General features: G+C 46.1%; 22 protein-coding genes and 4 pseudogenes. 10 read left to right on the forward strand and 16 right to left on the reverse strand.

Annotation, left to right across the window (positions count from 1 at the left end; all coding sequences use genetic code 11):
- The first annotated feature begins 38 nt into the window (after window positions 1–38).
- The 6 genes and pseudogenes from AAW31_RS12235 to AAW31_RS12265 all read left to right on the forward strand — a co-directional run bounded on the left by AAW31_RS12235 (window position 39) and on the right by AAW31_RS12265 (window position 4409).
- Entirely contained in the window at window positions 39–500 is a 462-nt protein-coding gene (locus AAW31_RS12235) for a type II toxin-antitoxin system RatA family toxin (protein ID WP_046850441.1), read from the forward strand.
- On the forward strand, window positions 484–783 hold the full coding sequence (locus AAW31_RS12240) for an RnfH family protein (protein ID WP_046850442.1): 300 nt from the start codon (window positions 484–486) through the stop codon (window positions 781–783). The genes AAW31_RS12235 and AAW31_RS12240 overlap by 17 nt, the downstream gene beginning before the upstream one ends.
- A gap of 294 nt (window positions 784–1077) precedes the next feature.
- Window positions 1078–2139: pseudogene (locus tag AAW31_RS22215) on the forward strand (IS701 family transposase).
- Window positions 2140–2382: 243 nt separating this feature from the next.
- Window positions 2383–3459 carry a serine hydrolase domain-containing protein gene (locus AAW31_RS12255; protein WP_046850443.1) on the forward strand — a complete coding sequence of 359 codons (1077 nt, stop codon included), beginning with the start codon at window positions 2383–2385 and terminating at the stop codon, window positions 3457–3459.
- A 212-nt stretch (window positions 3460–3671) separates the two neighbouring features.
- The gene (locus AAW31_RS19070) at window positions 3672–4160 is read left to right on the forward strand and encodes an ORF6C domain-containing protein (protein WP_082110443.1); all 489 of its coding nucleotides are present in this window, start codon (window positions 3672–3674) and stop codon (window positions 4158–4160) included.
- Between the two features lie 3 nt (window positions 4161–4163).
- Window positions 4164–4409 (forward strand): hypothetical protein, encoded by a 246-nt coding sequence (locus tag AAW31_RS12265; RefSeq protein ID WP_046850444.1) that lies wholly within the window; start codon window positions 4164–4166, stop codon window positions 4407–4409.
- A 99-nt stretch (window positions 4410–4508) separates the two neighbouring features.
- On the opposite strand, the gene AAW31_RS12270 is transcribed toward AAW31_RS12265, so the two are convergent.
- The 7 genes from AAW31_RS12270 to AAW31_RS12300 all read right to left on the reverse strand — a co-directional run bounded on the left by AAW31_RS12270 (window position 4509) and on the right by AAW31_RS12300 (window position 13921).
- Window positions 4509–5501, reverse strand: coding sequence for a DUF6607 family protein (locus AAW31_RS12270; protein ID WP_144412950.1), 993 nt, complete (start codon window positions 5499–5501; stop codon window positions 4509–4511).
- Between the two features lie 814 nt (window positions 5502–6315).
- Window positions 6316–7875, reverse strand: a complete 1560-nt coding sequence (gene guaA, locus AAW31_RS12275) for a glutamine-hydrolyzing GMP synthase (RefSeq protein WP_046850446.1) — start codon at window positions 7873–7875, stop codon at window positions 6316–6318.
- 14 nt (window positions 7876–7889) lie between these two features.
- Complete coding sequence (gene guaB, locus AAW31_RS12280) at window positions 7890–9353, reverse strand: IMP dehydrogenase (RefSeq protein WP_046851749.1); 1464 nt, start codon at window positions 9351–9353, stop codon at window positions 7890–7892.
- A 136-nt stretch (window positions 9354–9489) separates the two neighbouring features.
- Window positions 9490–10575, reverse strand: coding sequence for an ADP-ribosylglycohydrolase family protein (locus AAW31_RS12285; protein ID WP_046850447.1), 1086 nt, complete (start codon window positions 10573–10575; stop codon window positions 9490–9492).
- 20 nt (window positions 10576–10595) lie between these two features.
- Window positions 10596–11645: a class I fructose-bisphosphate aldolase gene (locus AAW31_RS12290; RefSeq protein WP_046850448.1), complete on the reverse strand. Its 1050-nt coding sequence runs from the start codon at window positions 11643–11645 to the stop codon at window positions 10596–10598.
- Between the two features lie 168 nt (window positions 11646–11813).
- Window positions 11814–12599, reverse strand: a complete 786-nt coding sequence (locus AAW31_RS12295) for a DUF3025 domain-containing protein (RefSeq protein ID WP_235264370.1) — start codon at window positions 12597–12599, stop codon at window positions 11814–11816.
- Between the two features lie 53 nt (window positions 12600–12652).
- Window positions 12653–13921: an MFS transporter gene (locus tag AAW31_RS12300; protein WP_052752234.1), complete on the reverse strand. Its 1269-nt coding sequence runs from the start codon at window positions 13919–13921 to the stop codon at window positions 12653–12655.
- Window positions 13922–14286: 365 nt separating this feature from the next.
- On the opposite strand from AAW31_RS12300, the pseudogene AAW31_RS23695 reads away from it, so the two are divergent.
- The 3 genes and pseudogenes from AAW31_RS23695 to AAW31_RS12310 all read left to right on the forward strand — a co-directional run.
- A pseudogene (locus AAW31_RS23695) lies at window positions 14287–14451 on the forward strand (DUF4062 domain-containing protein); the annotation flags it as partial.
- Window positions 14452–14508: 57 nt separating this feature from the next.
- On the forward strand, window positions 14509–16944 hold the full coding sequence (locus AAW31_RS12305) for an nSTAND1 domain-containing NTPase (protein WP_144412951.1): 2436 nt from the start codon (window positions 14509–14511) through the stop codon (window positions 16942–16944).
- Between the two features lie 65 nt (window positions 16945–17009).
- Window positions 17010–17330 carry a hypothetical protein gene (locus tag AAW31_RS12310; protein ID WP_046850451.1) on the forward strand — a complete coding sequence of 107 codons (321 nt, stop codon included), beginning with the start codon at window positions 17010–17012 and terminating at the stop codon, window positions 17328–17330.
- Between the two features lie 30 nt (window positions 17331–17360).
- On the opposite strand, the pseudogene AAW31_RS12315 reads toward AAW31_RS12310, so the two are convergent.
- The 9 genes and pseudogenes from AAW31_RS12315 to AAW31_RS12350 form a co-directional block, all read right to left on the reverse strand.
- Window positions 17361–17570, reverse strand: a pseudogene (locus AAW31_RS12315) (nSTAND1 domain-containing NTPase); the annotation flags it as partial.
- A 14-nt stretch (window positions 17571–17584) separates the two neighbouring features.
- A complete protein-coding gene (locus AAW31_RS12320) occupies window positions 17585–17770 on the reverse strand; it encodes a hypothetical protein (RefSeq protein WP_082110444.1) in 186 nt (61 codons plus the stop codon).
- Window positions 17767–17918 (reverse strand): annotated as a pseudogene (locus AAW31_RS20015) (transposase); the annotation flags it as partial. The pseudogene AAW31_RS20015 and the gene AAW31_RS12320, both read right to left, overlap by 4 nt.
- Before the next feature lie 77 nt (window positions 17919–17995).
- Entirely contained in the window at window positions 17996–18769 is a 774-nt protein-coding gene (locus AAW31_RS12325; RefSeq protein WP_046850454.1) for an nSTAND1 domain-containing NTPase, read from the reverse strand.
- Window positions 18769–19035, reverse strand: a complete 267-nt coding sequence (locus AAW31_RS12330) for a toll/interleukin-1 receptor domain-containing protein (protein ID WP_046850455.1) — start codon at window positions 19033–19035, stop codon at window positions 18769–18771. Before AAW31_RS12330 ends, AAW31_RS12325 begins: the two co-directional genes overlap by 1 nt.
- Window positions 19036–19123: 88 nt before the next feature.
- Entirely contained in the window at window positions 19124–19696 is a 573-nt protein-coding gene (gene pgsA, locus AAW31_RS12335; RefSeq protein WP_046850456.1) for a CDP-diacylglycerol--glycerol-3-phosphate 3-phosphatidyltransferase, read from the reverse strand.
- Window positions 19697–19780: 84 nt separating this feature from the next.
- Complete coding sequence (gene uvrC, locus AAW31_RS12340; protein ID WP_046850457.1) at window positions 19781–21598, reverse strand: excinuclease ABC subunit UvrC; 1818 nt, start codon at window positions 21596–21598, stop codon at window positions 19781–19783.
- A 17-nt stretch (window positions 21599–21615) separates the two neighbouring features.
- Window positions 21616–21804 (reverse strand): tautomerase family protein, encoded by a 189-nt coding sequence (locus AAW31_RS12345; protein WP_046850458.1) that lies wholly within the window; start codon window positions 21802–21804, stop codon window positions 21616–21618.
- A 22-nt stretch (window positions 21805–21826) separates the two neighbouring features.
- The gene (locus tag AAW31_RS12350) at window positions 21827–22507 is read right to left on the reverse strand and encodes a uracil-DNA glycosylase (protein ID WP_046850459.1); all 681 of its coding nucleotides are present in this window, start codon (window positions 22505–22507) and stop codon (window positions 21827–21829) included.
- Between the two features lie 21 nt (window positions 22508–22528).
- Between AAW31_RS12350 and efp the strand changes: the two genes are divergently transcribed.
- Complete coding sequence (gene efp, locus AAW31_RS12355; protein WP_046850460.1) at window positions 22529–23095, forward strand: elongation factor P; 567 nt, start codon at window positions 22529–22531, stop codon at window positions 23093–23095.
- The last annotated feature ends 43 nt before the right edge of the window (window positions 23096–23138 follow it).

A 23138-nucleotide genomic window follows, 5' to 3' on the forward strand; every position in this document is an offset into this window, starting at 1 on the left:
AGCTTCGGCTCAGATGAAAATAAAAGGTTAATAATCTTATGGCAGAAATAGAAAAATCAGTTTTAGTTGACTTCTCAGCGGTTCAAATGTTTAACTTGGTTGATACCGTTGAAAATTATCCAGAATTTCTGCCTTGGTGTGATGGGGCATCTGTTAAGCTGCAAAATGACGAAATTGCGCATGCAACTGTCCATATCAATTATCATCACATCAAGCATAGCTTTACCACAGAAAATAAACGTCAACCACCCGGCTTAACTGACATGACGCCTGGGCAGATCGAAATGAATTTATTAGATGGGCCTTTTGAGCATCTGGATGGCTTATGGCGTTTTATCCCTTTATCAGAAAATGCTTGCAAAATAGAATTTCGTCTGCATTACACATTTTCTCATAAGTTGTTGGAGAAACTAGTGGGTCCTGTGTTTTATATGATTGCCAATAACTTCGTAGAAGCATTCATAGAGCGCGCTGAGGCCATTTATGGACCGCGTGATTGATCAAATAGAAGTGGAAGTGGCCTATGCACTTCCCCATCGTCAATTTCTTAAACGCTTTTATGTGCCCAGCGGTACAACCATAGAGCAGGCTATTACCTTATCTGGAATACAGGATATATTCACTGAAATTGATTTAGAAAAGCAAAAAATAGGGATTTTCAGTAAACTCACCAAACGAGGAGCTATTTTACAAGATGGTGACCGAGTAGAAATCTATCGCCCTCTTCTACTCGACCCAAAAGAAAATAGGAGAAAGCGTTTAAATGAAATGGCTAGAAAATAAAAATAGGTAATATTTATTTTATAAATCATATAGTTATTTTTTTATCCCATCCAATTGCTAATGATCATATTAACATATTGTTTATATCCTAATTTTTATAGAAGATATTCAGTTATACCAACTTTTATACCATTATCAGAGAATCGCTAGCACATCCTTTTCCGTAACTGCCGATTCAGTCAAATTTTCAGCGGCATGGCGACGACTAATTAAAGCCCCAGCAAAAACAGCATACAAATCATAATTATTTACTGATGTTACGCATGCCGCCGAAAAAAGCTTATCATTTTAGTCATGAAAAAAGAAAAACTTGAGCTATATACTGATTATCTGATCAGCAACAACGGTTATGCAACAGCGCCAGGCTTATCGGCAATGCTGGATGGCGAAGTCAGTCATGACCAGGTGACGCGTTTTTTATCGGAGGAAGAATTACACCTCGAAAGATTTATAGCGGCAGGTTAAATCAACCGTGCGACAGGTTGAGCGCGAGGCCGGCTGTCTGATTTTTGATGACACGATTCAAGAGAAAGAATGGACGGATGAGAACGAGATCATGTGCTGGCATTATGATCATAGCAAAGGACGAGCGGTAAAAGGTATTAACGTGCTCAATGCCTGTGGTATTACAATGGCGAAGTATCAGTACCGGTCGCCTTTAGAGTGATGCACAAACCGATCCAGTTCTGTGAGGTAACGACACGGCAAGTCAAGCGTGCCAACGTGGCGACTCAAAAATGAACTGATGCGGGAGAGGCTAACTACCTGTGTGCTGAATGCGATAAAGTTCCGTTATGTCCTGATGGATAGCTGGTTTGCGTCGCAGGAGAATTTTGAATTTATTTTGAAGAAAAAGAAGCATTTTATTGCTGCGTTAAAAGACCATCGTCTGATAGTGCTCAACGGGGGAAGACAAGAAACAAGGGCGCTTTGTACGGATCAGTGAACTGGACTTAGCGGATAAGCAAGCAGTGCGCGGCTGGCTGAAGGGCTTCGAACAGGAAGTGCTGTTAAATACGGTAAGTCTTTACAAACAAAGACGGCAGCACCGGTTGGTTGAATCTGGTATGTAGTGATTTGACGTGCGATGGCAAAGATGTTGCAACGATCTACCAGAAACGGTGGAAAGTTGAAGAATTTCATAAGTCTCTGACATCCAATGCGGGATTGGCGAAATCGCCAACCCGTACGGTAACCACGCAGAACAACCCTGTTTTCATGGCCATCTATGCCGTGTTCAAGCTGGAATGCTTGAAGATCAAACACAAGGCCAATCATTTTGCATTACGAGCAAGACTTTTCATTAAAGCCAATCAGATAGCCTATGCTGAATTGCAAAAAATGAAGATCGCGTAACATCAGTTTAGAACTCAAATTTTCCATTTCTGTATCTAATGGTATCCAAATAGTATAATTAACAGCAAATAAATAGTTTGTAGCAATTAACGCACAAAATTTTATTGAAGCGTTAAAAAAACAAAACCATGTTAGCTATGTTTTACTACATGACTGTGGATGATTCTGAATATATGACAGCATATCGCATCTCAGAACATGTGCTATGATCCATGGCCGATCATAATTTTATGAGGCTTCTTAATGACAGTTAATAACTCAGTGCAATCTTCATCCAGCTTCTGCTTTCCATCAGACTCAAAAATTCGTCAGATCATTTCGGAACGAATCGAACATCATAAGCAAGGTGTTGGTATCGTTATTGGGATCGTTGGGCAGGAAGGTCGCCACATTATCGCTCACGGCCATTTCGGTATAAACGACTCTCGTTCAGTGGACGCCAATACAATTTTTGAAATTGGTTCCGTCACTAAGATTTTTACCGCTCTATTGCTTGCCGATATGGTTCAGCATGCTGAACTTGTGCTTACTGATCCCATTGCGAAATATCTTCCCAAAGAAATCATTGTGCCACAACGTAACGGTAAGGCAATCACCTTGATAGATCTGGCAACTCATATGTCAGGCCTGCCATGTCTGCCCGATCACTTTGCCCCAACCAATCCAGACAATGCGTATGCGGATTATTCTGTCGAACAACTTTATCAGTTTCTTTCAAGCTATCAATTGACGCGCGATATCGGATCACAATGGGAATATTCCAATCTTGGTTATGGGCTTTTAGGTCATGTGCTAGCGCGGCGAGCCGGTACTGATTACGAAACCTTAGTTCGTGAACGCATCCTCGCGCCGTCTTGTATGAAGGACACGGGTATCACCCTTTCTTCCGAGATGAAAGCAAGACTTGCCACTGGCCATAACTCGGCATTGGAAGCATATCCAAATTGGGATTTGCCAACACTCGCCGGTTCAGGTGCTTTACGCTCGACAGCAAACGATTTGTTGACGTTCTTGGAAATGGCACTTGGTATCAGAGAAACAACACTTTCTTCTGCATTCGCCGCCATGCTTACCTCACGGCGGCCTATTGGCGTAGGCGATGATGAGATTGGGCTCGGTTGGAATATCATGAAAAATAGTGACAATGAAATGGTCTGGCATAATGGCGGTACCGGTGGATATTGTTCCTTTATTGGTTTCCTACCAAAAATAAATGTAGGCGTTGTAGCACTTGTAAATGCATACACCGATAAAGGTGTTGACGACATCGCGCAGCACCTGCTCAACTCCGAAATACCTCTCGCATTCCAAAAAGGTTAAAAAACCAGAACCGCGGCAAACATGTTTCCCTACATGAATATGGACGGTTGTTATGGGTACATGGCAGTATTTCATTTCAGAACATGCGTCATAATCCATGACGCTCGTAAGATGACGAATATTCTAAGGATCATCACCAACGTCATTAATCTCAATCGTTTCATTACATACTGGTGTTGATATATCTGGGATCGCAGTAATTACAGCATAAAATGATGCGTATTTTCTCCTTGCGTTGGGCTCACCTAATAGCCATGTTTGCAAAAACCGAAATAGCCAAAGAGTTCCGCAAATGGGCGTTAGATTCAGATATTTTGGAACGGGAAACAGCCATTTCGCTATCCCCTGCTTCCGAAGAAACCCTGACTCCCTTAGAAGTGCAAATACTACACGAGGTAATCGATCACAAGGCGGCAGGCTGTGGATCATGGAAAGCCAAGGCGTACCCAGAAATCTACACCCGGTTGCAAAACAAATTTCGTGTTAATAGTTACAAGCTACTCCCGCGTAATAAATTAACCGATGCTATCCTCTACGTTACCGATATGGAATTACGCAGCGCACCAAAATTATTGCCAGAACGTGTGCCTGTGCGCAAAGTTGGAGACTTGGGTTTTTTCAACAAAAGTGGACGCGAAAGTTCATATCGACACAGCCCTGAGTCATTCTCTATCTGGTGGGATTACCCGCAGCACCTGTAGGAGTTGGAATGGGAAGAAGGTTTAAAGGTTGGCCGCAACTTCTTCGCTGATGTGGCGGAACTAGCTGAGCATGATGAGGACGCGGCTTATCTTTTAATTCAGGCTGTATTAGGCATTGCCTGGTCGCTTCCAGCAGGAAACACACAACGCAACAGTTGTATCGAGCACGGATTTGAACAGTTGTATCGAGCACGGATTTGCTCAGGCAATGGCCGTTACAGTAATGACTGGGCTACATGCTATTCGTGATGGAATGACGCCCTATACAAGAAGGGTATGATATAGGAGTATTAATAAAAGAATATCTCCGCGAAGCATAGTATTGCGACGTGGAGACAGAAGCAGAATTTATTTAGATGTTTTACTTTCAGTCTTCACAAATCGTTTAAAAAGAGCATCCAGTTTACTTTGATGAGTTCGTAGGTCAGGTTGCTGCTTGTAATCTTCCGCAAGTTTGAACAATCCATCAATCAATTGATTATCCCCAGTGGGAAAGGCTAGTACAGTCGAGCCTTTAGCCAATTCGTCACTCCAGTGGGTGCGGACTTCCGCCCAGAAAGGTGCCGTGGCTTGCCAGTAGTCCATGGCAGCTGAAAAATCATATCCACTGATACGCCGATATTCATTAAACCCGAATTCTCTCACTAATACTGTATCTTTCTGATCGCTTGTACGGATCACTTTAGTATTGTCCTGCTCGAGAGTCCATCCTTGCGGAGTAATAGTATGACGGTTTTCAGCATTAATCAGCTGATAATCGTCTCGTGTCGTATATTCTCGACGAGGCAAAGGACGCCAGGTGCGGTCGGAAGTCCACGTAGAAACACCATATTTATGATTCCATTTGCCGGTACCTGTATAACGCGGAGCATCACTGACCTCGTAGACTAACTGAGTCCATGTGCCTGCTATTTCTTCAGGTGTTTTCGTTTGCTGCTCAAAACGCTGATCACCTACATAACTCCAGTTCTTGAGCGATTCATAGACCCAATCCTGACGCCAATGTTTGATTTCTTCGCCGCTACTGTTCACAAGGAGATGCTGGAATGAAAGCTTTTTACCACTGTCTTCGATCAGCACTACTTTCTCGAACGCACCGCTGTGCTTTGGCCCTTTCCGCGTATAGCCGGGTTTTAGAATCACCGTTTCATAAAAATTAAAGGTAACCTGAAACTCCCCTTGCAATGCCAGGATAGCTCGGCGATCACAATCGAAGGGCCGTTCATCGGCAGCGCATCCAACCACTGGTCTCTCTAGCGTTGGGTATTCAGTAATGGTAGGTTTTGCTTGTATTTGAGGAGCACTTGCGCAACCTATCAGAGTTACTAAAATCCCCGTCAAACACGAAAAATTATGAAAACATAACGTGGATTGACAATTAGATTTCAATTCTTTTATTGAATACATATGGCTTAAAATTTAAAATGACAAAGATTTTAACTGGACGATAACTTTGTTTACTCTTCAATTGGGTAGATAAAAATCGTTACGCTTATCTATCAGCTTATATAAATACTTAAACTTTATAAATAGTAGAACAGTGAATTAAGACCGAAGTTCAGAAGAAATTCTGATGCGTTGCAAAATCAGCGCAGGTAACCTAAAGGCAATTAATTCTTGTACGAGTTCCAAATAATGGGGCAATAGCGGTTTATTATTTTGTAAAGAGAAATAGCAAAGATCTTGCCAATAAAGCTGACGGAAGCCCTTCGTGAGTATACATCTTGGTATGGCCACATCAATATCTAAATGAGACTGTTTTGGTCGTCAAAACCGTTACATAGAGATCATCTCGGTCAGTTACTTTGTATGCTTTTTCTTTCGCCTTGAGGTTTTTCAGTTTTGTGTCTGTAAGCATATTTTTGTTGTTTTGATACCATGATTATAAATGCTGTTTTTTGTCTAATATTTATATTAAAATACAATCACTTAAAAAAATAAATGCCATCATTAATACTAATTACTGTTGATGGTATCTATGCATTTTTATGGTATCAACAATTTACGATACCAGCAACGAAACCAGCAAAAATATCCCGCTTATGGATTCATTGGTGTGCTAGTTACTGCCAGACGTAAAAGCAAAAAACCCTGATTTCTCAGGGTTTTTTGCGGCTTTATTTCCACAGTCTGCCGGGCACTGCAAGATATGGGATCACTCCCATTCAATCGTCGCAGGTGGCTTACCCGAGATATCATAGACCACGCGGTTAATGCCCCGCACCTCATTGATAATTCGGTTGGAAACTTTACCTAGCAAGGTATAAGGTAATTCTGCCCAGTGAGCGGTCATGAAATCCTGAGTTTGGATGGCACGCAAGGCGATAACATACTCATAGCTTCGACCATCACCCATTACGCCTACTGATTTTATAGGTAAAAATACTGCAAAAGCCTGAGAGGTTCGCTCATACCAGCCAGAAGCTTTGAGCTCCTCTATAAAAATGGCATCTGCCTGGCGCAATAGCTCGGCATATTCCTGTTTTACTTCGCCTAAAATTCTGACTCCCAGCCCAGGCCCAGGAAAGGGATGGCGAAAAACCATATCATGGGGTAATCCAAGTACCAAACCTAGTTCACGGACCTCATCCTTAAATAACTCACGCAGTGGCTCAAGTAATTTAAGATGCAATGTGTCGGGGAGCCCGCCGACATTGTGGTGAGACTTAATCATATGCGCTTTCTGGGTTTTACTGCTCGCAGATTCAATCACATCTGGATAAATAGTCCCTTGTGCCAGCCATTTGGCATCGGTAATCTTTGCTGATTCCTGCTGAAAAATCTCGACAAATTCCCTGCCTATAATGCGGCGTTTTTGCTCAGGATCAGTGACACCCTGTAAATACTGCAGGAATTGTTTGCTTGCATCAATGTGAATGACCTTTACATGAAGATGATTGGCAAATACTTCCATTACCTGTTCAGCTTCCTGTTGGCGTAATAAGCCATTATCGACAAATACACAGGTAAGTTGATCCCCAATTGCCCGATGGATCAGCACAGCGGCAACAGAAGAATCCACGCCGCCTGATAAGCCCAGAATGACTTTGTCCTTGCCAACCTTAGCTTGAATTCTGCTAATGGATTCTTCGACATAATCGGGCATATTCCAATCATAGCCAGCTGCGCAAATGTCATGAACGAAGTGCTCAATAATCACCTTCCCTTGCAAGGTATGGGTTACTTCCGGATGGAATTGTAAGCCGTAAAATTGCCGCGCCTCATCGGCCATTGCCGCAATCGGCGTTGCTGCATTACTCGCGATGACTTTAAAGCCAGCAGGCAGTCCCACCACGCTATCACCATGACTCATCCATACATCAAGAACTGCTTGCCCTTCAACACTTATGCGATCGCTCATTTCGCCAAAGAGTTTGCAATCCTGCCGATATAATTCAGCATAGCCAAACTCACGCTTTTTCGCGCCTTCTACCTTTCCACCCAATTGGGCAGCCATTACCTGCATACCATAGCAGATGCCCAACACAGGAATACCCAACTCGAAAACGATTTGTGGCGCACGCGGCGTATCTTCAATAAAGGCTGAGGCCGGCCCACCTGACAGAATAATGCCAATCGGAGAAAAATCTTTAATAAACTGCGGCGTGACATCATAGGGATGTAGCTCACAATAAACATTTGTTTCTCGAATACGACGAGCAATTAACTGAGTATATTGGGAGCCAAAATCCAGAATAAGGATTTTTTGATGCATAAGAAAATTTGCTTTTATTCGACTTGGTAATTAGGGGCTTCTTTGGTAATCTGCACATCATGAACGTGAGATTCACGTATGCCCGCAGAGGTGATTTCAATAAACTCAGCTTTAGCATGGATTTCTTCAATGGTACTACAGCCCAGATAGCCCATACTCGAGCGTACACCTCCTACTAACTGGTGAATAACAGCGGTGATTGATCCTTTGTATGGCACACGCCCCTCCACGCCTTCCGGGACGAGTTTATTGGTATCTTGGAGCTTACTATCCTGAAAATAACGATCACTTGATCCTTGCTGCATTGCAGACAGCGAACCCATACCCCGGTAGCTCTTATATGATCTTCCTTGAAACAATTCTATTTCGCCAGGTGCTTCTTCTGTGCCAGCGAACAACCCACCTAACATAACAGTGCTTGCTCCCGCTGCAATCGCTTTGGCAATATCACCTGAATAACGAATACCCCCATCGGCTATTGCGGGCACGCCTGTTCCTTCCAATGCTTGGGTGACATTCTCAATGGCTGTGATCTGTGGCACGCCCACTCCCGCAACAATTCTGGTGGTACAGATGGAGCCAGGGCCAATGCCAATTTTCAGGGCATCTGCCCCGCTATCAACCAGCGCTTTGGCTGCTGCCGCAGTCGCAATATTACCACCAACGACCTGGATTTCTGGAAAATGGTCCTTAACCCACCGCACCTGATCGAGCACACTCTGCGAATGCCCATGTGCGGTATCGACTACTAAAACATCTACTCCAGCTTCAATAAGTGCCTCTGCTCGTTCGTAACTCCCTTCACCTACTCCGATAGCTGCACCGACACGCAATCTCTCCTGATCATCCGTAGTGGCATAAGGATGTTCTGTTGTTTTAGTAATGTCTTTGACAGTAATCAGACCACGTAACTCAAATTCATCATTTATCACCAAAACTCTTTCCAGCCGATGCTTATGTAGCAAAGCCAGGGCTTCTTCACGGGAAGCGCCTTCTTTTACTGTCACCAACCGTTTTTTAGGAGTCATGATATTTTTGATCGGCTGATCCAGATTGGTTTCAAAGCGGAGATCACGGTTAGTCACAATGCCCACGACTTTGGATCCTTCAACCACAGGTAAGCCAGATATCTTGTGTTGTTGAATTAACTCAAGCACTCCTCGCACGGTCATATGCGGAGGGATGGTGATAGGATCTGTCACCACACCACTTTCAAAGCGCTTGACTTTAGCAACGTGCGCGGCTTGTGCTTTTATTGACATATTCTTATGAATAAAGCCAATACCTCCTTCCTGAGCAATGGCAATAGCTAATCTTGCTTCAGTAACAGTATCCATGGCTGCCGCCACTAGTGGAATCTTGAGCGTAATATTGCGGGTGAGACGTGTAGTTAAATCTACATTTCTGGGTAGAACTGCTGAATGAGCAGGGATGAGTAAAACATCATCAAAAGTAAGAGCTTTCTGAATCAGTCGCATGTTAACGATCCTTTGCAAAGCGATATTATACCGAAACCACATAGAAATATTGCAGAGAGTTCATAGTAGCTGCAATAGTTCACCAACTCATTCTTCTATCTAGCAAATGGTCAAGTCATCATTATCGTCACGTATTTCAGAGCTCTTTTACTTTTGAAGCCAGTTCTCCAGCCAACTTTACAAGATCAGCACCCCCTTCAAGTCCATCGATAAAGCGCTGGGGAATGCCAGATAAACCGGTTTGTGCACCGGTGAGTGCGCCCGTAAGAATCGCGCGTGCTTGGTTTTGTCCACCCCCATTAATCGCATGGAGCACCGCTGATTCAAAATCATTGTGAAACCGGGCTGCCAAGTAGTAAGCAGCCGGTAACTGATGATAAATAGCACATGGCATGCCATAGACAAGGGATACTTTCCAGGCCGGTTCTATCGGAATCGCCGGATCTGCTACGGCGGCTGCCATATAGGAAGGTGTAAGTAATGCATCGGGCGAAGCAAAGCGGCCAGCTCGAGGAGGATCAGGGTCACCAGGGCGTGGAGGTTGTAAATCATCCAGAGTCACAGCATGAAAAGGTAACTTATCATCTTTTACTAAGCCCATGAGTTTTCCTGACAATTCGATATCTAGAGGATGCCCTTGAACTAAAAGCGCCAGCACTGCACCGTAGGCTACCGTCATCGAAACAACAGTATGGTCAATCTGGGTCAGCATGGTGTTGCTGGTGATAGCGGCAGCAAGCTGAGTTGGCTGGAATGCGTAACGCACGGCTATCGCCAGGGTACGTTCAATTGCCTCGGTCGTATCGGCATGACTACCGGTTTGTCCCCATGGTAGCTGCTGCTGCACGCGGCGCCTCCATGCTTCACGAATTGACTGGCTGGTGTAACCCCCAGGCCCGCTCACGGGAGTACCGTCGAGCAGCGGAAAAAGATCTTCGTCCAGCCGCCGGCAGAAGTCATCTTGATCATATTCTCCACACTCAACAAGTGAACGAAGGGTAAGCGCCAGAATAAATCCCGCCTGGGATAACTGGCCGGCTTTGCATGCAGCATGATAGCGATTAGGTTTGGGATCAGTATAGTCGCTAATCCAATCTCCATAATCGCGATGAAGTTCGTTGAGATTATAGTACCAATGAGGGCCCACACCTAGCGCATCACCAATGAATGCGCCCATAACGGCCCCCACCGCCCGGTCTTGAATATGGTGGTTAGTAGACATGTCTTATTCCTTAAAATCTCTCAGGCAACCGTCACTTCTTTGGAAAGATACACATCCTGGATGGCATTCAATAATTTGACCCCTTCTTCAAAAGGTTTCTGGAAAGCCTTGCGTCCGGAAATGAGCCCCATCCCACCCGCTCGTTTATTAATTACCGCCGTTCGCACTGCCTGATGTAAATCATCCTTACCCGATGCGCCTCCTGAATTAATCATCCCGACGCGTCCCATATAGCAGTTGGCTACCTGATAGCGCACGCGATCGATCGGATGATCACTGGTCAGCTCGCTGTACACCTTAGCATCCGTCTTACCAAAGTTAAGTGCTTTGAAACCCCCATTATTTTCTGCCATTTTCTGTTTCACAATATCAGCTTCTATCGTTACGGCAAGATGGTTAGCTTGTCCTGTCAGATCGGCACTAACGTGATAATCCTTTTCTGCAGTCTTGAAAGCAACATTGCGCGTATAAGCCCAGAGAATCGTCACCATCCCTAGATCATGTGCATGGGCGAATGCTTCGGAAATTTCCTGTATCTGGCGACGTGATTCCTCCGAGCCAAAAAATACCGTCGCCCCAACCGCACAGGCTCCCATGTCAAATGCCTGATCGACACTGGCAAACAAAGTTTGATCATACTTATTCGGGTAAGTCAGTAATTCGTTGTGATTGATTTTAAGAATAAAAGGAATTTTATGCGCATAACGTCGTGCCACCATGCCCAATACTCCCAGCGTGGAAGCAACGCCATTACAGCCGCCTTCAATCGCCAGCCGGACGATATTTTCCGGATCGAAGAACATCGGATTAGGTGCAAACGAAGCGCCTGCTGAATGCTCCACCCCCTGATCGACTGGTAAAAGAGATAAATAACCTGCCCCAGCCAAGCGACCATGATTGAATAAAGTTTGAAGATTCCGTAACACACTTGGTTTGCGGTCACTTCCTGCCACTACTCGATCGACAAAATCGGGCCCAGGAACATGTAATCCTGCCTTAGGAATACCCTGACATACGTGATTGAGAAGTTTGTCTGCTTCCTCTCCTAATAATCCGGCAATATCTGTCATTACAACCTCCTTTAGGATTCCATTTCCTAATCAAAAATGACGCGAAGGCGAGCCGCAGGCAGTATCAATATACGGGAAGGCGAAGCCAACAAAGTCAGTTTTAATTTAGAAATGGAATAAGTTCTCAAGAAAAATCATTACAAAATATATTCAAGAAAAACCGATCGATCATGATGTATTTTTCATCTTTCGTGGACGAAAGTAACGCTGGTTATCATAGTAAGATGAATCGCTATTATCTGGTGACCAACCTGGATACCCTAACACAGGTACGGGCACTAAATCAGCCGATGTCAAACACTCGCGTGTTAAATAATCTTCCAGCCATCTATCCATCATGGCAATCTGATTAATCAGACGCTGATTAAAGAAAACTTCACTCACCTGAAAGAGGAAACCTTTTCCTGTCATGCCGAGGTAAGGGTGCAGCGCTTTTTCATACAGCCCATGACCAAACAAAAAAAATTTCATTTGCGCCAACACTGCGGCGCGCTGGTACCAGAACAACGTTTTCCAAGCAAAATTTTTCAAAAGTTCAATCAAATAATCGTTACTACTCACCACGATTACCCCAGATTCATCAATGAGTGTAGCAGCATCACGCAAAGAACTGCGCGTTACCTGATTATGTTCCCTTTCTTCTAACAAGGCATGATAATGCAACTGATTCAAGGCTGCTTTAGAACGGGGATAAGTTACCCAAACCAGCGCATTGAATAGATCATGCCAATTATGCGCACGAGTTTGTATTTCTCCTGTTAGATAGATCCTAGGTTCATATTGTTGCACGAATTCGTGATTTGTTTTTGCTTGAGAGACAAAACGGATGCTTTTACCTGATTTTGTAATTATTTTTCCCATTGGATGGGTATTCAAGTGATTCAGATTTTCGATGTCAGGCCACTGATTATAATTATCGAACAATTTTCCTGCTTCACGCAGTGGTTCAAACATTGGTGAAATTTGCAGAAAACCCGAGATCCACTCATCTGAAGCAGAACGCGCCCTCATTCTTGATAACTATCCACTTTAACAGCCAGTAAAATACTCAGTATGGTCGCAATGGATGCAATGATTCCTACTGAATCATAATGAGTCAACGCACCATTTGCCGAAATGCCCATAATAGAACCAGTCAGTAATGAAGCTAAACCTGCTGATAACTGTTGAACCGAGGTATTAAAACTCAAAAAACTGCCGCGCAAACGAGGGGTCACGCTTGCAGTCACCAACGCCATGGCAGGAACAAACCGCCCAGAAACCAGCATCATGAATAATGTGCTAATCCCTACAGCAAAGACTGTCGGAACCGATGATAAATGGGTCAGCAGCAGAATTGGGAAAACAGACAGTGCGGCAGTCACACCAAATGTTTTTCTTTTGCCGTGAAGATCAGCAAGCCTCCCAAGAATGCGCGCAGCAAAAAATGTTGCCAGTCCACCAAAAAAATATAGATAAGGCAAATCAATTTCTGCCATTCCGACATTGATCACCATATACGTGCTAATGAAAGGGCTTACACAAAATCCGGCAAACATCAACATGGCAATTAAAGCAAAGGCATAAAGATGATTTCGTACCCAAAAGATTGCGCGTAACTGCTGAAAGGGGTGGCGTTCCTGATGATGAATCAGATGATCACGTAATGACGGAAGCACACGGAGCGCGATGATTATCATTAAACTGCTCACGGCGCTCAGGAGATAAAACGGTGCGCGCCAATCGACTAGATTAACAAGCAACATTCCTATCGGCATGCCTACCACGGCCACGATTGAGAAAGCAGACATGACAGTACCTGTCGCCACCCCCCGCCGATATTCGGGAATAATATCCGCTATAATTGCGAAGATAATAGCACTCAGCATCCCACTAAAACCGCCTGCCACCATACGTCCAAGTAAGAGCATAGTGTAATCGTTTGCTAACGCACAGATCAGTGTAGCTATCCCCATGCCAGCGCAGAGAAGAATCAATACGTGCTTACGATCAAACCGATCAATGAAAAATGAGACGAAGAAGCTGCACACACCTGCACTGAAGGCATAGGCTGAAATGAGCAACCCGAATTGTTGCGGGGTAATATCAAACAACTTCATGAATTGCGGGCCCAATGGCAGCATCATCATGAAATCCATGATATGAATGAAATGTACGCTGGCTAATACCACGAGAATGGCTCGTTCTCGTAAAGGAACCTGATGCGGGATAACTCCACATTCGACTAGATCAGAACTACTGCCTGCTTGGAGAATATCTTCAGTTCTTCTATTCAAAACACAACCTTATCAAGTGATTAAAAATGATCATACCCCGCAAGGATGACAAAAATGTAACGCTGGAAACGTTTCTGTTTCTTTATACGAGCCCAATATTCTTTGAGGAACAGCTTTCTAAGAAAAGCTTATTTTAAATGGGTTCAATTTGTTTTGAAGGGGAGAAAGGATCTAAAATTTCCAACTATTGGCAGATTATCCAGAAGAGTTCATTCATTCGATATGAAAAAGCGTATTTTCCTTTACCAACAGACTGCTCAATTCTTGCTTTTATCCCATACAGACAAGAATATTTAGATTATGAAAATCTATCTTTCCTCAACATTAAATGATCTTGGCGCAGAGCGACAGCGGTCAAGGAGGCGCTGGGTGGTGAATGCACGGTCGTCGAAAGCTATACCGCCGACAAGCGTAGCGTGCGCGACAGTTGTCTCGCAGATGTAGCCGAGTGTGATCTACACATCGGTCTTGTCGGTCGACGCTATGGGTTTATTCCTCCTGGAGAATCACTTTCCATCACCGAGCTCGAGTACAACCAAGCAAGGCAATGCAAATTTCCGACTCTGGTATTCATCAAGGATGATGCTGTGATCACGTTGCCGTTCAGCGATGCGGGTACCGGCGAGCATGATCCGAAACTAATCGACGCGTTCAGACAGCTTATCAGTAACGGCAGCGATGATGCACCTCGCGGAGCATTGTTCAAGACCTCAGAGGAATTAAAATATAAAGTTGAGAAGGCCCGCAACAAGTATTTCGAACGGCATGGCAAACCGCTTCCCAAACCCATCGAAGGTCGCCCATATCCAAGTCTGTGCGCTTTTCTGTCCACCGAATCGGATCGCTTCTTTGGTCGAGATGTGGAGAAAGAAGCGTTACTCGAACGTCTGCTCGCACATAATGAGCGCTTTCTCGCCGTAATCGGCCCTTCAGGTTCGGGTAAATCCTCACTGGTTTACGCAGGGCTGATTCCGGCCCTGACAACAAGCCCAGCTGTAAATAGCGTTCGCTGGTTGTCGGCCAGCTTTTCCCCGCGCGAGCTGGGCAACGATCCGTTTCAGCCACTGGCCTTCGCTTTGAGCAAAGCGTTCCCAGATCGAGGTTGGCGCGTATCGGATTTGGCGCGGCGACTGCGCGGCAAACCCACAGACATTGCCATGGTGGCGAGTGATTCACTGGGGCAAGATAGTATAGTGACTCAGTTCCTGCTGTTCATCGATCAATTCGAAGAAGTGTTTGCGGCCAAGGTGGACAGTCATGCGCGCAATGCCTTCTTTCAGTTACTCACAACCGCGGTATCTTGCCCACTGCTGCGTGTGGTCATTGCCATGCGATCCGACTTTTATAGTCAATGGCCGCAGGATGAAACCATGCTTGCGCTGCTGCGCTCAGGGCATTTCCCGGTAGGCGTGCCGGGGCAGGCAGCGCTGGAGAAGATGATCGGTGGCCCAGCACAGGCTGCAGGGCTCACCATTTCGCCGCGCCTGGTACAGCGCATTCTGCAAGACACCGGCACGGCACCGGGCGCCCTGGCATTGGCAGAATTCGCCTTGTCCCAATTGTATGACAGGAAAACAGACAGCACGTTGACCGAAGACGCTTATTCGGCTATTGGCGGGGTGGCTGGCGCGATTGATCGTTTGGCCGAAGATGCGGTTAAAAATGCAGAGAACACATTAGCAGAAAACGGCAGAAGCCTGGACGAAGAAACCTTCTCCAGACTGTTTCTAGCCATCGCCAGTATTGAGCAGCGGAGTGATGAAGAGAGCGAAGCGATGGCAGTGGTACGCCGTCGCGCTACCCAGGATGAACTCTCCGAAACCGCATTAATCTTGGTCCGACATCTGGTCGACCAACGGATTCTGGTTAGCTGTAAAGGCAACAGCGATCAGTCAGCGATCTACGAGGTCGGGCATGAAGCGGTGTTCAGCCATTGGCAACGCTTCAAGGACTGGTACAGTCGCTATGCCGGAGACTTTTCCTTGCGCCGTCACGCCGAACAAGCGGCACGGGAATGGGATAGAAACCAGCATTTATCCATATTGAAGTGGAGTTGGGAACGGCAGAAACCTGCAATCGAAGCATTGCTCAAGCTGAACCACCTTCCTCCGCCTGCATCTGACCCGGATTTCCCCGATTCGGGCATCGCCACCTGGCGCATTCTTGAGCCGCGGCTATCTGAGCCTCTGCGAGGTTTTCTTTATCCGGAACCGCTGGTGCTGCTCGATGAGCTCAGCGCCGACGACACGCCACATCAACGGCGGGAAGAGATTGGCCTGCGCCTTAATCAACTGGGCGATCCGCGAAGAGGGATTGGTCTCGACGCGAACGGGCTGCCCGACATCGTCTGGATCGATATACTACCGGGTGAAGTCACACTAGAAACCGAATCCAAGGATCACTTCCAAGTGCCACGCTTTCGCCTCGCCCGCTATCCCATCACCTGGACCCAGTATGGTACCTTTCTTGACGCAGACGATGGCTACTGCAACTCTGCGTGGTGGGAAGGTCGACCGAGAGAAGACCAACCTGGCCAACGGCTCTGGTCATTTGCCAATTACCCCGCTATCAATGTTTCCTGGTACGATGCGTTGGCCTACTGCCGCTGGTTGAGCGTAAAACTCAGTCTGGATATTCGATTGCCGACAGAATGGGAATGGCAATGGGCTGCGGTCGGCGATACGCAACAGGATTACCCTTGGCCGGGCGACTGGAATTTGGCGCGCGCCAATAGCGGTGATGCGGGGATTCGACGCACCGTCGCAGTAGGCTTGTACCCGTTGGGGCGCAGCCTGTTCGGAGTAGACGATATGGCAGGTAACATCTGCGAGTGGTGCCTAAATACTCATAATCAGCCAAGCAATGTTTCGCTGGATATCAACGTGGACCGCGTTTTGCGCGGTGGTTCCTGGTACAACAATCCATTCAACGCGCGCTCGGTCTCACGCGACTTCGACATTCCCGTTCTCCGTTTCAGCTTTATCGGCTTTCGAGTGTTGTGTTCCTCCCCCATCGATGAATAACTGTTCGCGGCGATGCTGACTGAACACTGCTGCACTGGGTTGCTGTTCACTGTGCACCGCGCGAGATGCTCGTGTTGCGCGGCCTGCTCTTTATGTTGCTCGATGTACTGCCACAGTGTCGGCCAATAGGGTGGCGGATTACCCTCGCCACTGGTATTTTTACTGTGGATCAGCGTCTCATGAATCAAATTGACCCACCTCACCTTGTTCTGCCCTGGATTGCCCGCCTCTGCCTCTTCAGTCACTTTGATCAGCCGCAGCGACCTCTGTTGTTTAGCGCCTGTTTGTGTACGCTGTCCAGCCAAGCGATTGACCAGCTCTTGTTCCCGCGCCTGCCACATGCTATTTTTACTGCCTCTGCCAGGGGAATACGCCGACGCGCATGACGCCTCCCATCAGGATCAACCTTGACCAGCTCAAACAAGCAGCTTCAGCGCCTGCTCACGCTCTCTGCCCAGGCTTTTAAGCAGATCATCCGCATTCTGGCTGAGAATACCGGCCAGCTCGCCTTGTGTGCTGAATAATCGGCTACTCAGGCGTGCCTTACCGCTCTGCGAATATTTATCCCGCTTTTCCCACAGCCAGTCCAGTGCATTCTCAATCAATGGTAAGACGCCTGGCTCGTCGCATGCTTGGCTTGCTACACCATCACTTCTTTGATTTCACTTACGTCCAAATCAACCAAACGCGCGGGCCCCTTGATCACCTCACGTAACCCGTTCTCATCTAATTGTGGCAGCGGCCAGGAGTAGCTGATGCGCCCACGCACGGCATTGAGCCGCGGCAGATCCGTCTCAAATCGGTCTAGGGCCTGTTGACATTTCACATAGGTAACCACAGATATCCACACGCTATGGCTACCATACTCTCGTAATTTCGTTCAGCTTGTCGTATCGTGTCGCTATTGCCTGGTACTGCTTTAGCCGGGCAATAGCATTCTCCACCAAATGCCGGTATCTATACAAACCCCAATCCGTTGGTGGTATAGAAAACCTGATATTACGAGTTTGTTTTTATCTATGAAACACTTATCTTAAAACGTCAACAGACCCTAGAAAATCAGTACGGAGGGTAGAAATGACATACAGAGGATAGTCGGCGTCAGCGAGGGAAGCCGCCAGCAAGCGGTCAAATCGCTTGCGCTCTTCCGCATCTCAGCAAAGGTGAATAATTCTTCAAATTTATCGATCGCAAGCAAAAAAGCCGTATCCTCCCGCTTGCGGCTGCGCAGCCACTTTGATAGGGTGTGCTCATCACCTTTTTCCAGACGCGTGCGCATATCGGTCATTTCCACACTGAAGGTGACGGCAAGTTGTTTTGCCAACATACGCAGGGGTGATTGGCCAGGCATCATCGGTATGATGACTGGATGCTCGCCTGATGTTTTTGGTCCGATGCGCTGCCATTGCTCATATCCGGTCCGTGAAAATAACCAGCCATGGTCAATCAAGGGTGGCAATCCCGCGTTCATGAGCGAAGATTTACCCGAGCCACTGTTACCGCTGATTTCCAGCGAGCGCACCGACGGGAGACCTCTGCGGGGACCAAAATAACTCAACGCGGCCAGCGTTTCCCGCTGGCGTCCGAAGAATAACTGGGCTTGGTCGACACGATAGGCAGCAAGTCCTACGAACGGTCGTCCTTCGAAAACCAGCGTCTTATTGATAAGGAAGGTGCGATGGCGAATCTGTTCAAGCAGCGTCATGGGCAGCGGATCACTGCCATTCCACGGCGTATCCTGGAACAGGCGTAAGAAAGCTGGCAACGTGTCTGTTGCAGTATTACCGAGTAGAATCGGAAAGATGGGTAGGCGTTTAGGTCTCATCACGGGGGGCCAAAATAGCGACTGAGCGCAGCCTGCGTTTCCGCACCGACCCATCGCCCTACGCCACCACGACCAACCAAAACGACGAAACTGCCGCAGGCGTCCACCGCATGCTGCAGCCGGTCGAGCCATACTTCACCCTCCTGAATCTGCTTTTTATCGTAGAATACCGTGAAACCCTCCTGCTTCAACCACTCATGCAGCTGAGCCGCTGCCTCTGCGTCGTTGTGGCTATAACTCAGGAAGATATCGTGCGTGTTGGTCATGAGAAAGGGAGTTTTAAAAGCACTTTTTGGAGATAGGCAATATAAGCAAAGACAGATAGGGAGTCCAACTCGCTGTTATGCGAAAAAACTATGGGTTCTGGAGTGCTTGTGGAATGGCTGCTTTTAAATAATAAATCATTGACCATAATGTTAAGATTGCCGCCAGATAAATCAACCAGGTCCCGACTATCTGAGGATTAAAATAACCTTCTATTGTGTCATGATAAAGCAATAAGGGAATAGCCATCATTTGTGAGGCCGTTTTTATTTTCCCCAAAAAAGACACTGCGACACTTTTGGCTTTACCAATTTGCGCCATCCATTCGCGTAAGGCCGACACAGTAATTTCACGACCAATGATAATCAGTGCGATCGGCGCATCCAGCCTTTCTAAATGTACCAGCACAATCAAAGCGGCGGCTACCATCAATTTATCAGCGACCGGATCAAGAAAAGCGCCAAAAGCTGAGGTTTGATTAAGGGTACGGGCCAAATAACCATCCAGCCAATCAGTAATCGCCGCCCCGCTAAAAATGATGGTGGCGACCAGGTTCTGCCCTAAGGGTGATAACCAGCTCGGAGGTAAGTAAAAAATCCCGACAAATATAGGGATTGCGAGTATCCGCAACCATGTCAGCAGATTAGGAAGATTCATTGGCATTGTAGTATTAAATGTTGAATTTGTTATTTTTGTTATTAATGCAGTACGGCAATCCCATCGTTGCTATTTAATTTTTGGGTAGATTTAATGCAGTTCCCGATAAATTTTCTCTGCCAGCGCTCGGCTGATCCCCTCCGCCTGCTGTAATTCTTCAATACTTGCGCTCAGTACACCCTTTAATCCGCCAAATCGCCCTAACAAGCTTTGACGCCGTTTGGCACCGATACCAGCAATCTGCTCAAGACTGGAGAGCGTACGTGATTTATTACGCCTGGCGCGATGCCCCTGAATCGCGAAACGATGTGCTTCATCACGAATCTGCTGGATGAGATGCAAACCAGCATGATCTGCTGGCAATTTTAACGGCTTTTCAGTGGATGGGAAAATCAATTGCTCCAGCCCGGGTTTACGTCCTTCCCCTTTAGCCACCCCAACAAAAGGAATATCATTAAGGCCCAGCTCAATCAATATTTCCTGAGCTGCACTGACCTGCCCTTTTCCACCATCAATCAGAATCAGATCAGGCAACTTGCCCTCCTCTTCAGCTATTTTGCTATAGCGTCTCAACAGCACCTGGCGCATTGCGCCATAATCATCGCCAGGCGCGATGTCAGTAATATTGTAGCGACGATATTCATTATTACGTAATGAAAAATTATCATAAACCACACAGGACGCCACCGTTGCTTCACCCATCGTATGGCTGATATCGAAACATTCGATACGACTAAGATTAGGCAAATTCAGAGCCTGTTGTAAAGCCTGTAACCGCTCTTCCTGGCTCGCCTGTCTTAGCAGCATTTGCTGTAATGCCAACCGTGCATTTTCGGTCGCCATATTGAGCCATACACGCCGTTCACCGACTGGATTAAGAACGATGGTTATCTTACGGCCAGCCTGCTCGCTCAACAAAGGCTGCAGAATATCCAGCCGAATTTTTTCACCAATAATAATCAAAGATGGAACATGTCGATTGAGATAATGTTGTGCGATAAATGCCTCTAACACATCAGCAATTTTATATCCTTGCACATTTTGTGGAAAAAAACTCTTATCCCCCAGGTGCCGCCCGCCTCTGATCATGACTAGATTCACGCAGAATCTTTCTATACCATCCTGCAGGGAAGCACAAGCAATGACATCTGCATCCAGCGCTTTCCCGCTCTCAACAAATTGTTTTTCCTGTATTTTTCGCAGCGCCTGCATTTGATCACGAAACATCGCAGCCTGCTCATAGTCCATTCGATCAGAAGCTGCTTGCATTTTTTCAGCGATATCTTTCAATACTTCATTTTGTTTGCCTTGTAAAAAAAGTGAGGCACTTTTGGTATCTTTATGATACTCCTCTGGTGAAATGAGGTGAACGCAGGGCCCGCTACAACGCTTGATCTGATAAAGTAAACAAGGTCGAGTACGATGATTGAAGACACTATCTTCACAGGTACGCAAACGAAATACTTTTTGCAAAAGATGAATGCTCTCTCTGACAACACCCGTATTGGGAAAAGGACCGAAATACTGATGCTGATTATCCAACGCACCCCGATAAAAAGCTAAGCGTGGATAAGTATGCTGACTTAGCATTAAATACGGATAGGACTTGTCATCTCTGAATAATATGTTGTAGCGAGGTGCAAGACTCTTGATGAGGTTATTCTCGAGCAGTAGCGCTTCAGCCTCGGAGCGTGTAACCGTCGTTTCAATCCCTGCAATTTGCGATACCATGAGCTGTATACGCGGACTCAGGTTGGATTTCTGGAAATAAGAGGATACGCGCTTCTTCAGGTCAATCGCTTTGCCGACATAAATGACTTCCCCTACTGCATTCAGCATGCGATATACACCCGGCAGGCTGGGCAAGTTTGATGAAAAAACCTTGCCGTCAAATGCTACTGCTAACAAAGTAATTATTCCTTTTTTTATTCCTTTTCGCCGAGCAATGTCCCGCCAATCGCCCAATTTTCATGGGGAATTTCATCAAAAGAAATATAGGTATAGGATTTGGGTTTGTTTCCTACTCTTTCTAAGGTATCGGTAATTTCCTCGGCAATCTGTTTCTTCTGTTCATGACTCCACGTGCCAGCAATACGGATATTCACATAAGGCATTTTGCTCTCTCCCAAAAATTGATCAGGTTATTAACGCCAGATCTGCACAAATTCTAGCAATGATTTGCTCGAACATTTCGTGTGTCAAGCGTTTAGTTTGCGTATTGTAACGACTACAATGATAGCTGTCATACAGTCTTAATCCATTGGGTAAGTGATAGCGCGCGCCATGCTTAAAAGCAAAGCTTTTCATTTTAAGCCCTAACGCCATCAACCCAGCTTGATGAGCTACATTACCCAGCGCCAGTATGCCTTGTCCGCCGTGCGCAATAAAATCTGCTATTTCGTCTGCTAAATAGGTATTACATTGCCTTATTTCGCTTGGTTGCGGTTTGTTGGCAGGTGGCAGACATTTAACAGCATTGGTAATGCGACATTGGAACAGACGTAAATCATCTTCGACCGAAACAGACGTGGCGTGACTGGCCAGGCCAAATTTGTAGAGCGTCTGGTACAGCAAAATACCGGCAAAATCCCCGGTAAATGGTCTACCCGTCCGGTTTGCACCATGCATACCAGGCGCAAGACCGATGATTAATAGTTTAGCGGATAAATCACCAAATGCAGATACGGGTTTGGCATGGTAAGCCGGATATTGGATTCTGACGGTATCTAGAAATTCCGCCAAACGAGCACACTTGCGGCACTTTTCAATAAAGGAGCATGAAATAGGATTATGGGTTTTTTGGTGTAGAATGGTCATTATTTTTAAGATAAATAGGCAATGGCAAAAGTTCTCGCAACTGAGATTCGTGTTGGCAATTTGATTGAATGGGACAAACGGATCTGGCGTGTACTGAAATGTTACCATGTTCATGTGGGTGGTCGTGGTGGCGCATTCATGCAGGTGGAGATGAAGGATATTGAATCTGGCACTAAAACCAATCAGCGTATCCGCACTGAAGAAAAAATCGAGCGTACGGTGGTCGAACCACGCGAAATGACTTTCCTCTACCAGGAAGGGAATGATTATGTTTTTATGGATAAGAAAACCTACGAACAATTGAGTTTATCGCAGGATTTCCTTGAGGGACAAAGCGGCTATTTGCTGCCCAACATAGATGTGCTGGTTAATTTCCATCATGATCGACCGATTGGGGTACAACTTCCTCCGAGTGTCATACTGACTGTCGTGGATACCGAACCGGTGCTCAAAGGTGCCACTGCCACCAGCTCCTATAAACCTGCCACCTTAGAAACCGGATTGGTGGTCATGGTACCGTCATTTGTATTACAAAATGAAAAAGTTAAAATCAATACTGATACAGGTGAATATATTGAACGAGTCTGAAGTTGAAACAATTTAAAACACTAAAAATTAAATTATAAAAATG

Origin of the sequence: Nitrosomonas communis (assembly GCF_001007935.1) — a bacterium.
Classification (GTDB): Bacteria; Pseudomonadota; Gammaproteobacteria; order Burkholderiales; family Nitrosomonadaceae; genus Nitrosomonas; species Nitrosomonas communis.

Coding starts and splice junctions, on each gene's coding strand:
- AAW31_RS12235 (WP_046850441.1), top strand. CDS start 39: ATGGCAGAAATAGAAAAATCAGTTTTAGTTGACTTCTCAGCGGTTCAA.
- AAW31_RS12240 (WP_046850442.1), top strand. CDS start 484: ATGGACCGCGTGATTGATCAAATAGAAGTGGAAGTGGCCTATGCACTT.
- AAW31_RS12255 (WP_046850443.1), top strand. CDS start 2,383: ATGACAGTTAATAACTCAGTGCAATCTTCATCCAGCTTCTGCTTTCCA.
- AAW31_RS19070 (WP_082110443.1), top strand. CDS start 3,672: ATGATGCGTATTTTCTCCTTGCGTTGGGCTCACCTAATAGCCATGTTT.
- guaA (WP_046850446.1), bottom strand. CDS start 7,875: ATGCATCAAAAAATCCTTATTCTGGATTTTGGCTCCCAATATACTCAG.
- guaB (WP_046851749.1), bottom strand. CDS start 9,353: ATGCGACTGATTCAGAAAGCTCTTACTTTTGATGATGTTTTACTCATC.
- AAW31_RS12285 (WP_046850447.1), bottom strand. CDS start 10,575: ATGTCTACTAACCACCATATTCAAGACCGGGCGGTGGGGGCCGTTATG.
- AAW31_RS12290 (WP_046850448.1), bottom strand. CDS start 11,645: ATGACAGATATTGCCGGATTATTAGGAGAGGAAGCAGACAAACTTCTC.
- AAW31_RS12295 (WP_235264370.1), bottom strand. CDS start 12,599: ATGTTTGAACCACTGCGTGAAGCAGGAAAATTGTTCGATAATTATAAT.
- AAW31_RS12310 (WP_046850451.1), top strand. CDS start 17,010: ATGCTCGTGTTGCGCGGCCTGCTCTTTATGTTGCTCGATGTACTGCCA.
- AAW31_RS12325 (WP_046850454.1), bottom strand. CDS start 18,769: ATGAGACCTAAACGCCTACCCATCTTTCCGATTCTACTCGGTAATACT.
- AAW31_RS12330 (WP_046850455.1), bottom strand. CDS start 19,035: ATGACCAACACGCACGATATCTTCCTGAGTTATAGCCACAACGACGCA.
- pgsA (WP_046850456.1), bottom strand. CDS start 19,696: ATGCCAATGAATCTTCCTAATCTGCTGACATGGTTGCGGATACTCGCA.
- AAW31_RS12345 (WP_046850458.1), bottom strand. CDS start 21,804: ATGCCTTATGTGAATATCCGTATTGCTGGCACGTGGAGTCATGAACAG.
- AAW31_RS12350 (WP_046850459.1), bottom strand. CDS start 22,507: ATGACCATTCTACACCAAAAAACCCATAATCCTATTTCATGCTCCTTT.
- efp (WP_046850460.1), top strand. CDS start 22,529: ATGGCAAAAGTTCTCGCAACTGAGATTCGTGTTGGCAATTTGATTGAA.